Source organism: Actinomyces sp., assembly GCF_030524025.1.
Taxonomy (GTDB): Bacteria; Actinomycetota; Actinomycetes; order Actinomycetales; family Actinomycetaceae; genus Actinomyces.
The window spans coordinates 1-12,813 of record NZ_JAUNHI010000004.1 but is presented as its reverse complement, the minus strand read 5'-3'; the positions used below and the strand labels follow the sequence as shown (position 1 = coordinate 12,813).

Annotated in this window: 12 protein-coding genes; 6 read left to right on the top strand and 6 right to left on the bottom strand. The window is 73.1% G+C overall.

Going from position 1 to position 12,813, the window contains the following annotated elements; genetic code table 11:
* Positions 1–125: 125 nt before the first annotated feature.
* Positions 126–1,586 carry an adenylosuccinate lyase gene (gene purB / locus Q4C85_RS02990; RefSeq protein ID WP_303139394.1) on the bottom strand — a complete coding sequence of 487 codons (1,461 nt, stop codon included), beginning with the start codon at positions 1,584–1,586 and terminating at the stop codon, positions 126–128.
* Between the two features lie 138 nt (positions 1,587–1,724).
* Between purB and Q4C85_RS02985 the strand changes: the two genes are divergently transcribed.
* From Q4C85_RS02985 to Q4C85_RS02970, 4 genes are all read left to right on the top strand, one after another.
* The gene (locus Q4C85_RS02985) at positions 1,725–2,465 is read left to right on the top strand and encodes an ABC transporter ATP-binding protein (protein ID WP_368501401.1); all 741 of its coding nucleotides are present in this window, start codon (positions 1,725–1,727) and stop codon (positions 2,463–2,465) included.
* Positions 2,462–4,228, top strand: a complete 1,767-nt coding sequence (locus Q4C85_RS02980) for a hypothetical protein (RefSeq protein WP_303139392.1) — start codon at positions 2,462–2,464, stop codon at positions 4,226–4,228. The genes Q4C85_RS02985 and Q4C85_RS02980 overlap by 4 nt, the downstream gene beginning before the upstream one ends.
* A 242-nt stretch (positions 4,229–4,470) precedes the next feature.
* Positions 4,471–4,683 (top strand): hypothetical protein, encoded by a 213-nt coding sequence (locus Q4C85_RS02975; RefSeq protein ID WP_303139390.1) that lies wholly within the window; start codon positions 4,471–4,473, stop codon positions 4,681–4,683.
* 24 nt (positions 4,684–4,707) lie between these two features.
* Positions 4,708–6,828 carry a hypothetical protein gene (locus tag Q4C85_RS02970; protein ID WP_303139388.1) on the top strand — a complete coding sequence of 707 codons (2,121 nt, stop codon included), beginning with the start codon at positions 4,708–4,710 and terminating at the stop codon, positions 6,826–6,828.
* Positions 6,829–6,876: 48 nt separating this feature from the next.
* Here the strand turns inward: Q4C85_RS02970 and Q4C85_RS02965 are convergent, their stop codons facing one another.
* Complete coding sequence (locus Q4C85_RS02965; protein ID WP_303139386.1) at positions 6,877–7,284, bottom strand: phage holin family protein; 408 nt, start codon at positions 7,282–7,284, stop codon at positions 6,877–6,879.
* 85 nt (positions 7,285–7,369) lie between these two features.
* Here Q4C85_RS02965 and hisC point away from each other — a divergent pair, with 85 nt between their 5' ends.
* Positions 7,370–8,461 carry a histidinol-phosphate transaminase gene (gene hisC, locus Q4C85_RS02960; RefSeq protein WP_303139385.1) on the top strand — a complete coding sequence of 364 codons (1,092 nt, stop codon included), beginning with the start codon at positions 7,370–7,372 and terminating at the stop codon, positions 8,459–8,461.
* Between the two features lie 110 nt (positions 8,462–8,571).
* Here the strand turns inward: hisC and Q4C85_RS02955 are convergent, their stop codons facing one another.
* From Q4C85_RS02955 to pgm, 4 genes are all read right to left on the bottom strand, one after another.
* A complete protein-coding gene (locus tag Q4C85_RS02955) occupies positions 8,572–9,687 on the bottom strand; it encodes a YwiC-like family protein (protein ID WP_303139383.1) in 1,116 nt (371 codons plus the stop codon).
* A gap of 112 nt (positions 9,688–9,799) precedes the next feature.
* Complete coding sequence (locus Q4C85_RS02950) at positions 9,800–10,165, bottom strand: hypothetical protein (protein WP_303139382.1); 366 nt, start codon at positions 10,163–10,165, stop codon at positions 9,800–9,802.
* Positions 10,162–10,389: a hypothetical protein gene (locus Q4C85_RS02945; RefSeq protein WP_303139379.1), complete on the bottom strand. Its 228-nt coding sequence runs from the start codon at positions 10,387–10,389 to the stop codon at positions 10,162–10,164. The genes Q4C85_RS02950 and Q4C85_RS02945 overlap by 4 nt, the downstream gene beginning before the upstream one ends.
* A gap of 15 nt (positions 10,390–10,404) precedes the next feature.
* Positions 10,405–12,084: a phosphoglucomutase (alpha-D-glucose-1,6-bisphosphate-dependent) gene (gene pgm, locus Q4C85_RS02940; RefSeq protein WP_303139376.1), complete on the bottom strand. Its 1,680-nt coding sequence runs from the start codon at positions 12,082–12,084 to the stop codon at positions 10,405–10,407.
* A 274-nt stretch (positions 12,085–12,358) separates the two neighbouring features.
* Here pgm and Q4C85_RS02935 point away from each other — a divergent pair, with 274 nt between their 5' ends.
* Positions 12,359–12,754 carry a RidA family protein gene (locus tag Q4C85_RS02935; protein WP_303139374.1) on the top strand — a complete coding sequence of 132 codons (396 nt, stop codon included), beginning with the start codon at positions 12,359–12,361 and terminating at the stop codon, positions 12,752–12,754.
* The last annotated feature ends 59 nt before the right edge of the window (positions 12,755–12,813 follow it).

Here is a 12,813-nt window from a genome sequence, read left to right as displayed (position 1 = left end):
GCCGTGCGAGCACGTCGAGGCCACCTCAGTCCCGGGCCACTGGGCGTCCGGGGGCGCCTCGGGGAAGGCTCCGGGGGGCAGCGCCGCGGAGGCGCCGGGGAAGGGCTCGGGGGACGATGTTGGGCTCAGGCCTCGAGGTGCTCGACAAGCCGTGCGGCCAGCCCCGTGTAGGTGGCGGGGGTCAGCGCCAGGAGGCGCACCTCGACGTCCTCGGGCATGCCCAGGCCGCGGATGAAGCCCCGCATGTCCTCGGGGGTCACCTTCTTGCCGCGGGTCAGCTCTTTGAGGCGCTCGTAGGGGTCGGCCATGCCGGTGGCGCCGGCCAGGGCGGCGGCGCGCATCGCCTGCTGGACGGCCTCGCCGAGGACCTCCCAGGTGGACTCGAGGTCCTCGGCCAGGCGCTCGCGGTCGACGTCGAGGCCCGCCAGGCCACGGCGGATGTTGTCGATGGCGAGCAGGCAGTGGCCCAGGGCGACACCGATGTTGCGCTGGGTGGTGGAGTCGGTCAGGTCCCGCTGGAGGCGGGAGGTGACGAGGGTGGAGGCCAGGGAGTCGAGCAGGGCGCAGGAGATCTCCAGGTTCGCCTCGCCGTTCTCGAAGCGGATCGGGTTGACCTTGTGCGGCATCGTCGAGGAGCCGGTGGAGCCCTGGGCGCTGAGGCGCTGGTGGAAGTAGCCCAGTGAGATGTAGGTCCACACGTCGGTGGCCAAGTTGTGGGCCACGCGGTTGAAGCGGGCGATGTCGGCGTAGAGCTCGGCCTGCCAGTCGTGGGACTCGATCTGGGTGGTCAGCGGGTTCCAGGTCAGGCCGAGGGACTCGACGAAGGAGCGGGCCACGGCCTGCCAGTCGGCTCCCGGGACGGCCACGACATGAGCCCCGAAGGTGCCGGTGGCCCCGTTGATCTTGCCCAGGTACTCGGTGGCCTCGACGCGGCGGACCTGACGGGACAGGCGGAAGGCGAGGACGGCCAGTTCCTTGCCGAGCGTCGTGGGGGTGGCGGGCTGGCCGTGGGTGCGCGCGAGCATGGCGGCGTCAGCGTGCTCGCGGGCCATGGTCGACAGGTCGGCGACCAGGCCGCGGGCGGCGGGCAGCCAGATCTGCTCGATCGCCTCGCGGATGGTCACGCCGTAGGACAGGTTGTTGACGTCCTCGGAGGTGCAGAAGATGTGGACGACCTCGGTCAGGCCGGGCAGGACGGTGGCGCCGCCCTCGGCGCCGGCCAGGCCCGGGGCGGTCGGGGCCTGGGCCAGGCGCCGCTTGAGGAGGTACTCCACGGCCTTGACGTCGTGGCGGGTCTCGGCCTCGATCGCGGCCAGCTCGGCGATCTCGGCCGCTCCGAAGGTCTCGACCTGTCTGCGCAGGTAGGCCTTCTCCGAGTCCGACAGGGACGGGGCGCCGGGCAGGATCCGGTGGTCGGTCAGGTGGATGAGCCACTCGACCTCGACGTGCAGCCGGGCGCGGTTGAGGGCGGCCTCGGACAGGTGGTCGGTCAGCGGGGCGGCGACCGCGCGGTAGCGGCCGTCCAGCGGCCCCAGGGCGACGGGCGGGGTGAGGATGGACAGGTCGACACGGGGCTCACGGCTCATGGCGACATTGTCGCAGGTGCACCTGCCCACCCACCCCGCCCCGACTCCTCCGCGAGATCGGGACATATGGCACCTCGAGATCGGGACATATGACACCGGTGTCGACCAGGCCGCATCTCCCCGGGGGACAATGAGGCCATGAGCAGCACGGCGCCTCCGGCAGTCGAGGTCACCGCCCTGAGCAAGACATTCGGCAGGGGGCGGCGAGCCGTTCGCGCCCTGGACGGACTGGACCTGCGGGTCGACCCCGGAGAGGTCGTCGGCTTCCTGGGGCCCAACGGCGCCGGCAAGACCACGACCATCCGGATCCTGCTGGGCATGATCCGCGCCGGCTCCGGGACGGCACGCGTCCTGGGCGGCGACCCCTGGTCCGACGCCGTGTCCCTCCACCGCCGTCTGGCCCACGTTCCCGCCCGCGCCGCGCTGTGGCCCTCGCTGACCGGCGCCCAGGCCCTTGACGCCCTCGAGGGCCTGCGCGGCCTGTCCGGTCGCGCCCCGCGCCGCGACGAGCTCATTGAGCGCTTCGACCTCGACCCCAGCCGCCGCATCCGCTCCTACTCGACGGGCAACCTGCAGAAGGTGGCCCTCGTGGCGGCCTTCTCGGTGGACACAGAGCTGCTCGTCCTCGATGAGCCCACCACCGGCCTCGACCCGCTCATGGAGGAGGTCTTTCGCCAGCTGGTGCGCGAGGCCGCCGCGCGAGGCACCGCGGTCCTGCTGTCCAGCCATGTCCTGTCCGAGGTCACAGCACTGGCCTCGCGCGCCACGATCGTCCTGCGGGGCCGCACCGCCGACGACCTCGCCCTGACTGCCGGCACCGACCTTGAGTCCGTCTTCCTGGCGCACGCCCGCAGGCACGACAACGGAGCCCCGGCATGAGCGGCGCGGCCGGCAACCTCGCAGGTCCGGCCGACGAACGCGGCCCGGGGAGCCCTTCGCCGGCGCCCTCCGGGGCGGCGCCGAAGGCAGCCCCGCCCGAGCCCTTCCCGGTCGGGGACCGCCTCGCCGAGGTCATGGCCCTGGCGGCGCTGGCCCGGGCGATGCTCCTGCGTGAGCTGCGGGGCCTGGTCGTATGGGTCCTGGGCCTGGGTGCCCTGTGCTGGTACTCCGTGGACGCCCTGGGCAGGAGCTACAGCACCGAGCAGCTGCGCCTGGCCGCAGGCGCCCTGGAACGCACCCCGAGCATGGCCGCCTTCACCGGACCGGGCCACGGCATGGAGGGGGTCGCCGACGGCGTCGCCCCGAGCCTGGCGGCACTCGTCGCCAACGAGCTCCTCCTCTACGTCGCCCTGGGGGTGGCAGCGCTTGCCGTCGTCCTGGTCATCCGCCACACCCGCGCCACCGAGGAGACCGGCCAGGCCGGCCTCGTGCGCGCCGGCGCCCTGCGACCCGGGGCCGAGGCCTGGGTCGTGCTGCTCGTGCTCGACATCTGCCTGACCGCCGTCGGCCTGGGAATCGTGGCCGGGCTCGTCCTGGGAGGGCTGGCCGTCCCCGGCGCCCTGGCCATGACCGCCGGGTCGCTGGGTGTGGGCATGTGCCTGGGAGCCGCGGCGCTCCTGGCCGCCCAGGTCGCGCCGTCGGCGCGCTCGGCCCGAGGGCTGGCGTTCCTGGCACTGCTCGCGGCCTTCGGCCTGCGCGCCGTCGGCGACGTCCTGCACGCGATGGGGGAGGAGGGTGCGTGGCTCTCCCAGCTGTCCCCGATCGGCTGGGCCCAGGCCATGCGCCCCTGGGCGGGGGAGAGCTGGGGGTGGGCCGTGGTCCTCATCCTCGTCGCCGACGCCGTGGCCCTCCTCGCGCTGCGCCTGGCCTCCCGACGCGACCTGGAGGCACCGGCCATCGCCTGGCCGAGCCCTCCCGGCCTGGGACGACCGGGGCCGCGCGGCCCGTGGGCCCTGGCGCTGCGCATCCAGGCGAGAGCCGCGCTGTGGTGGGTGGCCGGGGCGGTGGCCATGGCCGCCCTCTATGGCGGACTGGCCGGCTCCCTCGAGGGAGCTCTCGGCACGATCTCTCAGGAGTCGGAGTACTTCACCGCCTTCCTCGGGGGAAGCTTCGCCCCGCGCAGCTACGTGTCGGTCTTCTTCGCCTTCGTGGCGCTCCTTGCGGCCGGGGCGGGCATGACGGTCGTGGCATCGGCGTGGCGCGACGAGCTCGCCGGCCGCGCCGAGGCGATCCTGGCGGCTCCTCGCCCCCGCGCCCAGCGGGTGTGCACCGTGGCCGCGGCCGCCGCCGCAGGCAGCCTGGCCACCATCGTCGCGGGCGCCGCCTGCCTGGGGGTGACCAGTGCGGCGACGACCGGACAGTGGGAACTGGCCCGCGACGCACTGATCTCCGCGCTCGGCGCGTGGCCGGCCTGCCTCGCACTCATCGGTGCGGGAGCACTGGTCACCGGCGTCGGCAGGGCGGTGGGTGCCGCGGTGTGGGGGCTGTTCGCCTGGACGGCCATGCTCACCCTGGTGTCCGACCTGCTCGGCCTGCCCCAGTGGTTGCGGAACCTGTCGGTGCTTGAGCACGTGCCACCGGTCCTGGCGCTGGGCCCCGGCTCGCCCGCTCTCGACTGGACGGGTGCACTGGTCCTGACGGGTCTGGCGGCGGCGCTGTTGGCCGGGGGCGCCTGGCTCGTGGGTCGTCGCGACCTCGTCTAGAGGATTGATTCTCCGGGGCGGGGTGGGAGCCACGGCCTGGGTGCACGAGTTCGGGGCCGAGGACGTGAGTCCCGGTCTCGGGGTGAGCGGGTCACGGCCGGGTGAGGGCGATCATGGGCGCCGGTTGCCGGCCAGTGGAGTCCCGCATAGAGGTGCTCCACAGGCACGGTTCGTGCACCCCGGCGCCCGTCGCGTCCACAGGCCCTGAGCGGCGGGCGCCGTGGGCCGCCTACGGTCGAGGCATGAGTTCCTCACACGTCTCCCTCGCGCAGGACGACGCCGATACCGCGGTCGCCATGGTGCCGACCCTGGTCCCCTCGGGGTGGACGGGCTTGGCCGCCAACGCCTGCCAGACCGACCTCGACGAGGCCGTCCTCCTTCTCAGCGGGCTCGACGCCCTGCTGACCACCGCCTACGACGCCATCTCCGCCCTGGACGACATGGCCGCCGACTAGCACCGACTAGCACAAGGAGTCCTCATGAGCTCGACAGCGCCCGCGCCCTATCCCGTCGCCGATTCAGCGGGCTTTCCGGTGGCCGACCCCGCACCGGGACGCAATCCGGCGCCCTATCCGGCAGCCGACCCCGCACCCACGCCCGCGGCGGCCCCGTCCGACGAGCCGGCTCGTACGCCGTCGGCGACCCCCGGCCCCGCGCCGACCGCTGAGCCCGAGACGGGGATCTGCCGCCCGGGCGAGCTCATGTGGCCGGGCCAGCAGGAGGGCACCACCGTCTACGTCACTGGGGGTGCTTACGCCGTGAGCACCGAGGAGCTGGACGATTTCGCCGCCACGCTCACCTCCGCCGCGCAGTGGCTGGATGACGCCGCGATCCACGCCGAGGACGCCCTGGCAGCCGTGCGTGCCGCCGAGGCCCCGCCCGACGACGAGGTGAGCCTCGGCGGGCCTTTCAGCCCTGACGCGGGCCCGGAGGAGTCCTTCGGTACACAGTCCCCCATCACGATTCTGGCCCCGTGGGCGCACCCGGGGTTCTACCGCCCCATCTGCCGTGCGGCCATCTACGCCTCCATGACCCCCATCGTGCCGTACTTTGTCGGCCCTCCGTCGATCCTGTCCGCCTTCGAGATGCGGCGAGCCACCGCTGAGGACGCGCTCGAGTCCCTCCTGGACGGCCTCGACGAGGCCGCCCTGTCCCTGCGGGACCTGGCCTCCCAGGTCACGCAGGCCTCCGAGACCTACGGCACCGCCGAGAACGCGGCCGGAGCCAGCCCCGAGGTCGAGGCGGCCCTGCGGTACGTGCGCGTCATGTCGCTGACGATGGGGTGGAGCAACTGGGGCGCGGTGGTCATGATGGCCGGAGCGGTCTCGCGCACGCTGGGCCTGGGGGAGGTGGGGAGCCTGGATGCGGGGACGGCCGCGGCGCTGCAGAACCTCCAGGTCATCCTCCAGGACGCCGAGCTGACGACCTGGGTCGCGGGGGACCTCCTGCTGCTCGCCGTCCTGGCCAGCTGGGCCGCCAAGGCGGACCAGGGCGATGTCTCCCCGGTCATGGAGCAGTACCTGGCCGAGACCGCCGCGCGCGTCGACGACGCGGTCAGCGCTCAGCTGCCCGACCAGGTGCAGGTGGGCTCCAGGATGGTCGAGACCTCCTCGCTGACGCCGATGCAGCGCGTGTCCTACTACCTGGCGATGCTCTCGGAGTCCAACGGTCAGACCCAGTTCGGCCGGCGCACCGGCGTGACGGTCACCCCCCGCGGGGGGCAGGGCGTCACGGTCCCGCCCGGGGTGGATGACCCCTTCGGCTTGGGGACGGCGGTGGCTGCCGTGGGCGGCGGCGTCTGGGCGCAGGGGCGCACCCTGAGGAGCGGGGTCGGCGCGCAGGAGGGGCAGGCCTGCCAGACGCAGTGCACGAGCGACCCGCTCGGGCTGGACTCCATCTCGGGGCTGATCGAGTACGCCGACTCCGTCAAGGCCGAAGGCCCCGACAGCGGCGTCGTCTCGATCCTGCGCACCACCCACGAGGACGGGACGAACTCATGGGTCGTCGTCATCCCCGGCACGAGAGAATGGACCCTGGGAGACTCCAACCCGCAGGACCAGCTGACCAACCTCGAGGCGGTCTCGGGCCGCCCGACCGATATGGAGACCGCCGTCGTCACCGCCATGCGGCAGGCGGGCATCCAGCCCGGGGAGCCGGTGGGACTCTACGGCCACTCCCAGGGCGGGGCCACGGCGGTCAACATCGCCGCCGATCCGGCCATCGCCGAGCAGTTCACGATCACCAGCGTCCTGACCGCCGGGGCCCCCACCGCCGGTGCGGTGCTGCCCTCGAGCGTCGAGGCGGTGCACATCGAGGACGACCGGGACGTCGTGCCCGCCCTCGACGGGGCCCGCACCCCGCGCACCACCTCGCGCACCGTGGTGACCATCGACTCCAGCAACGCCGACATCGAGACCCACCCCCACGCGCAGAGCGTCTACGCCCAGACCACCGACGGCATGACGGGCAACCCGAGCATCGACCAGTACAACGACGGCCTGGCGGCCCTGACCGGGGCCGGCGAGGACAACGCGCAGACCACGGAGATGGTCTTCGACATCACCCGCGAGGTCGAGCCGCTCCCCGAGGACACCAGCTAGCCGTGGCGGGACTGACACCCGGGTGGGTGGGGGAGCCCGCCTCGGGGCTCAGTCGTCCTGGGAGCCCAGGAGGCTGACGATGAGGGAGGAGACGACGGCGATGATGAGGGAACCGACGACAGCGGTCCCGAAGGACCCGACATGCAGGCCGAGGGCCACCCCGGCCTCGGCGCCGACCCCCACGAGCGCGTCGGTCAGGCGGCTGGTCAGCATGAGCATCGCCCCGTTGACCACGAGCGCGAACAGGCCGAAGGTGAGGATGTACAGCGGGAAGGTGACGAAGCGCGCCACCGGCTTGACCAGCGAGTTGACCAGCGCCAGGACCAGGCCGACGACGAGCAGGTTGACGATCATGAGCAGCGTCGAGGGTGCCCCCGGCACGCTCATCCCGTCCAGCACGGTCACGGCCAGCCACAGGCCGGCCGCGTTGCCGATGGTGCGCACGATGAACTCCATGGGAGCATCCTGCCAGGCCGGCCTGTGCCGGTGCTGTGCACGCCGGACCGGACGCCGGACCGGACGGTGGTGGCAGGATGCGTCCATGAGCGCCTCCACGAGTCCCGTGCGCATTCGTCCCGCCGTGGCGAGCCTGCCCTCCTACGTCCCGGGAGCGCGACCCGGCAGCGAAAGTGTCGCCAAGCTGTCGAGCAATGAGCTCCCCTTCCCGGTCCAGGACTCCGTCCTCGCCGCCCTGACCGAGACGGCCGCCGGCGTCAACCGCTACCCGGAGATGACCGGTCAGACCCTCGTCGCGGCGCTGGCCGCCCGCCACGGCCTGGAACCCGAGCAGGTCGTCGTCGGCAACGGCTCGGTGGCCCTCATTCAGCACTTGCTGGACACGGTCTGCGAGCCCGGTGACGAGGTCGTCATGGCCTGGCGCTCCTTCGAGGCCTACCCGATCTGCGCCGCGGTCGCCGGGGCCAGGGCCGTCAGGGTGCCGCTGACCGAGGACGCCCGCCACGACGTGCCGGCCATGATCGCCTCGGTGACGCCGCGCACCCGCGTCGTCCTGGCCTGCACCCCCAACAACCCCACGGGTCCGACGCTGAGCCGGGCCGAGCTGGGCGCCCTGGTTCAGGGCCTGCCGACCGACGTCGTCGTGCTCGTTGACGAGGCCTACCTCGACTTCGTCACCGACGCGCGTGTGGGCAACGCCCTTGATCTGCTCGAGGACCACCCCAACCTCGTCGTGGCACGCACCTTCTCCAAGGCGCATGCCCTGGCGGGCATGCGGGTGGGCTACCTCATGGGGGAGCCCGGCCTCATCGGTGCGGTGCGCTCGGTGTCAACGCCCTTCGGCGTCAACCTGCCTGCCCAGGCGGCGGCGCTGGCCGCGCTCGCCCCCGAGGCGCTGGCCGAGACCGCCCGGAGGGCCGCCGTCGTCGCCGCGGAGCGCGACCGCGTCGTGGCGGCGCTGCGCGACCGCGGCTGGGAGATCCCCGATGCCCAGGGCAACTTCTTCTGGCTCGGGGTCGGCGCCCGTACCGAGGAGCTCGCCGCGCACTTCGCCGAGGCCGGCGTGCTCGTCCGACCCTTCAGGGGCGAGGGGGTGCGGGTGAGTATCGGCACCACGGCTGACAACGAGCGGGTGCTCGCCGCCGCCGCAGCCTTCCGCGCCGGCCGGGAGGCGTGACAGGGGGCCGACGACGGCGGCCGCAGCCCTGACCCGGCGGACCGGACCGGTCGAGCGACGGGGCGAGGACGTGCCGGCCGGTCGGGCGGCGCGGTGCTGCTGTGGTGCGGTCAGGCCACGGCGATCGAGATGAGGAGCAGGACGCACATGACGATCTCGACCACCCCCATGACCCCGGGGCGCAAAGGACGGTGGCGGGAGCGGGCCAGGTGCCACTGGAGGAGCGGCATGACCAGGGAGCGCACCGCCAGGACCACCCACAGCGCGGCCATCGCCCACGACACGTAGCCGCCCGCGGCCAGCCACACGGTCGTCGCCGCCACCGCCGCGTGCGTCGCCACGGTGCACGCCAGCAGCGGGGTGTTGAAGCGCTCGCGGATCATCGCCTTGATGTAGGGCACCGTCCCGCAGAAGTAGGCGGCCGTCAGCCCGGTGACGAGCCACATCCACGACCAGCCGGCCAGCTCCCCGTTGGGGCTCGCGCCGGGCAGCCCCACTGCGGCGCCCGTGCCGAGGAACCCCCCGGCGCCGTCGACCGCCACGCTGTAGGTGACCGCCGCCATGAGGCTCGCGGCGGCGGTTGTCGCCAGCCCCGACGCCAGCGAGCGCTCGTGACCCCGCCAGACCTGGTGGGCGGCGAGAGCGAGCAGTGGGGCCAGCGGCACCACCCACTCAATGAGGTAGGGCGCCGCGACGATGGTGAGCAGGGCGAGACCCGCCGTCCACGCGGTGTATACGCCCAGGGGCAGCACGAGCAGGGCGCGTTTGCGCGCCGAGCGGGTGCGGAGCCACTGCGACCACGCCCAGTAGGCGAAGTAGGCGCCCCACCAGGCGGGCAGGAGCACAAGGTTGACCCAGCTCACCCCGCCGACGACCCAGCCCACCAGGGGCGGGACGATGAGCATGGACCAGGCGCCGTGCTGCTGCGGCACCCAGGCCCGCCTGCCCGGCTGGCGGCGGATCTCCTCCTGGGTGGGCCGCGGCGTCGGCCCGGTCTCTCCCTGGCGGGCCGAGGAGGGGCGCACCCGCTCACCGGTGGCCAGGAGCCGGTCGTCCTCGGGGCCCGGGCGCGACTGCTGGTGGGGGATCGCGGCGCGCTCGCGGCCGTCGGCGGGGTCCTCGGAGCCCGGGGAGGCGGGCGGGGCCGCCGCAGGCTCCGCCTCGGGCTCGTCCGACACGTACTCGACGTGACGCTGGGAAGGATCGGAGGGACGCTGCTGTGTCACAACGGTGAGCCTAACCAATCGGGCATGCGCGGCGGCCCAGCCCAGGCTGCGGAGGGCGCGTCGCCGTGGTCAACCGGACCATGGCGACGCGCCTCTGCCGCCTGGTGGGGCGTCACTGCCCGGACATGGGCTCGGGAGCGGCCGCGACGGTGGTCTTCTCGAAGTAGTTCGTGTCCTGGTACTGCACCCGGGTCAGGGGGTCGTGGTGGACCTGGCCGTCCCCCGGCGGTCCGATCCAGCCCGCCGGGGTGGTGCTGACCAACGTGTTGCCGTCGGCGTCGGGGTCCTCGGCAACGGCCGTGCTCAGCAGGAACCCGGGCGCGGTGCGGTCAGGTGCGGCACCATCGGGTGCGCCGCGGCCGCGCCACGGGGCGGCGGGAAGCCGGAGGGGCCTGTCTAGCCGGAGAAGCCTGCCCAGGGGGCCCAGCGGCTCGGGCCGCCACAGGTCGTCCTGCAGCCTGACGACCACCCAGGTCATGCCCACGAGGGGGCGATGCCGACGTACTTGCCCTCGGGCGGGAACGTGGGGACGTATCCCGGCCAGGTCAGCGCGCTCAGTGGGACAAGGAGCACGATCCCGACCACGGCTCCCGTACGCAGGGCCCGCAGGACCCGGACCATGCCCAGGGCGCGCCGGGAGCGGGTCGACGGCGCGGCGGGAGTCGCCTCCGCCGTGCCGTCGACCCTGAAGGTGTCAGCCATGGTGCCGGGTGGGGCTCAAGAGCCCAGGGCGGCCGAGACGACCTTCTTGGCCTCCTCCTGGACGAGGGCCAGATGCTCCTCGCCCTTGAAGGACTCGGCGTAGATCTTGTAGACGTCCTCGGTGCCCGACGGGCGCGCAGCGAACCAGGCGTTCTCCGTGGTCACCTTGAGCCCGCCGATGGGGGCGTCGTTGCCGGGCGCGCGCACGAGGCGCGCCGTGATCGGCTCCCCGGCCAGTTCGGTGGCCGTGACGTCCTCGGGCGACAGGGCGGCGAGCTTGGCCTTCTCCTCCTTGGTGGCCGCGGCGTCGATCCGGGCGTAGGCCGAGGCGCCGAAGCGTTCGACCTGCTCGACGTGCAGCTGGGAGGGGGTCTTGCCGGTCACTGCGATGATCTCGCTGGCCAGCAGCGCCAGGATGATGCCGTCCTTGTCGGTCGACCACACCGTGCCGTCCTTGCGCAGGAAGGAGGCGCCGGCGCTCTCCTCCCCGCCGAATCCCACCGAGCCGTCGAGCAGCCCGGGCACGAAGTACTTGAAGCCCACCGGCACCTCGATGAGCTCGCGGCCCATGACCGCCACCACCCTGTCGATGAGGGAGGAGGACACGAGGGTCTTGCCCACGGCCGCGCTCGCCGGCCAACCGGGGCGGTGGGTGAAGAGGTACTCGATGGCCACGGCCAGGTAGTGGTTGGGGTTCATGAGGCCGTCGGGGGTGACGATGCCGTGGCGGTCGGAGTCGGCGTCGTTGCCCGTGGCGACGTCGTAGGGAGTGCGGCCCTCGGCGTCGGGGGTCATGGCGCCGCGCAGCGAGGCCATGGCGTAGGGCGAGGAGCAGTCCATGCGGATCTTGCCGTCCCAGTCCAGGGTCATGAAGGGCCAGGCCGGGTCGGCCTTGGGGTTGACCACCGTCAGCTCCAGGCCGTAGCGCTCACCGATCGCGCCCCAGTAGTCCAGGGAGGCCCCGCCCAGCGGGTCGGCGCCGATGCGCACCCCCGCCTCGCGGATGGCCTCCATGTCGACGACGTTCTCCAGGTCGGCGACATAGGTCTCGAGGTAGTCGTGCTTGACGACGTAGTTGCCGTCGAGCGCCTCGGCGATGGGCACGCGGGGTACGCTCTGCCAGCCCTCGGCCAGAAGCTCGTTGGCCCGGGCCGCGATCCAGCCGGTGGCGTCGGAGTCGGCGGGGCCGCCGTGGGGCGGGTTGTACTTGAACCCTCCGTCGCGCGGGGGGTTGTGGGAGGGGGTGACGACGATGCCGTCGGCCAGGCCCGGGTCGGTGGTGCGCACGCCGCCGGGGGTGGTGGCCCCGTTGGCCAGGAGGATCGAGTGCGAGACGGCCGGGGTGGGGGTGTAGGAGCCCCGGGAGTCCACGGCGGTGGTCACCCCGGCGCCGGCGAGCACCTCGATGGCGGTGCGCCAGGCGGGCTCGGACAGGGCGTGGGTGTCCCGGCCGATGTACAGCACGCCGTCGGTGCCCTGGTTGCGGCGGTACTCGACGATGGCGGCGGTGGTGGCGACGATGTGGGCCTCGTTGAACGCGGTGTCCAGGGAGGAGCCGCGGTGCCCGGAGGTTCCGAACACGACCTTCTGGGTGGGGTCGGCGGGGTCGGGGACGAGCTCGTAGTAGGCGTTGACGACCTCGTCGACGTCGATGAGGTCTTCTGGTTGGGCGGGGAGTCCTGCGCGTGAGTGCATGCGGCAAGTGTGTCATCCGTCACTGAGGATGTCCTGGGAGTCCCGCTAGGTGGACGCCCGGGTCCCGAGCGGGGGTACGCCGTCTCTTCGTCTCCTCGTCGCGGGTGCGCCGGCCCCTGCCGGGCCGACTGGGGCGGGGTGCCGGCCTGGAGGGGCGGGTGGTTCCGGAGCTTGTCGGGGCGTGCCGGTGCGGCGGGGCGGGCGCGGATACGCTGGTCCGAGCCGGCCCGTCTTGGACCGGGGTCGGCGAGAGAACCCCAGCGAAGGAGCCCCCATGCCCACTGCCGTCTCCACCACCGGTGCGCCCGCCGCCGTCGGCCCCTACTCCCAGGGAGTCTCCACCGGGGCCGGGCCCGGTTCGCTCGTCTTCGTCTCCGGCCAGGTGCCGCTCGACCCGTCCACCGGGGCGCTGGTCGACGGCGATGTCGTCGCCCAGGCCGAGCGGGTGCTCACCAACGTGGGCGCCATTCTCCAGGCAGCGGGACTGGGGTACGACGACGTCGTCAAGACCACCGTGCTGCTCGCGGACATCACCGACTTCGCGGCCGTCAACGAGGTCTACGCCCGATTCTTCACGGGGCCGGTCCTGCCGGCGCGTGCCACCTTCGAAGTCGCCGCCCTGCCGCTGGGCGCCAGGGTCGAGATCGAGGCCGTCGCCCAGCGCCCCTGACCCGCCTCCCGTTACCTTGTTGGTGGTCCCGGGTGGTCCGGGGCTGGGCCAGCTGCTGC

Bases quoted from the DNA above. Each gene is read 5' to 3' on its own strand.
- purB (WP_303139394.1), bottom strand. From the start codon at position 1,586: ATGAGCCGTGAGCCCCGTGTCGACCTGTCCATCCTCACCCCGCCCGTC.
- Q4C85_RS02945 (WP_303139379.1), bottom strand. From the start codon at position 10,389: ATGGCTGACACCTTCAGGGTCGACGGCACGGCGGAGGCGACTCCCGCC.
- Q4C85_RS02935 (WP_303139374.1), top strand. From the start codon at position 12,359: ATGCCCACTGCCGTCTCCACCACCGGTGCGCCCGCCGCCGTCGGCCCC.
- Q4C85_RS02980 (WP_303139392.1), top strand. From the start codon at position 2,462: ATGAGCGGCGCGGCCGGCAACCTCGCAGGTCCGGCCGACGAACGCGGC.
- Q4C85_RS02970 (WP_303139388.1), top strand. From the start codon at position 4,708: ATGAGCTCGACAGCGCCCGCGCCCTATCCCGTCGCCGATTCAGCGGGC.
- Q4C85_RS02985 (WP_368501401.1), top strand. From the start codon at position 1,725: ATGAGCAGCACGGCGCCTCCGGCAGTCGAGGTCACCGCCCTGAGCAAG.
- Q4C85_RS02965 (WP_303139386.1), bottom strand. From the start codon at position 7,284: ATGGAGTTCATCGTGCGCACCATCGGCAACGCGGCCGGCCTGTGGCTG.
- Q4C85_RS02950 (WP_303139382.1), bottom strand. From the start codon at position 10,165: ATGACCTGGGTGGTCGTCAGGCTGCAGGACGACCTGTGGCGGCCCGAG.
- pgm (WP_303139376.1), bottom strand. From the start codon at position 12,084: ATGCACTCACGCGCAGGACTCCCCGCCCAACCAGAAGACCTCATCGAC.
- hisC (WP_303139385.1), top strand. From the start codon at position 7,370: ATGAGCGCCTCCACGAGTCCCGTGCGCATTCGTCCCGCCGTGGCGAGC.
- Q4C85_RS02975 (WP_303139390.1), top strand. From the start codon at position 4,471: ATGAGTTCCTCACACGTCTCCCTCGCGCAGGACGACGCCGATACCGCG.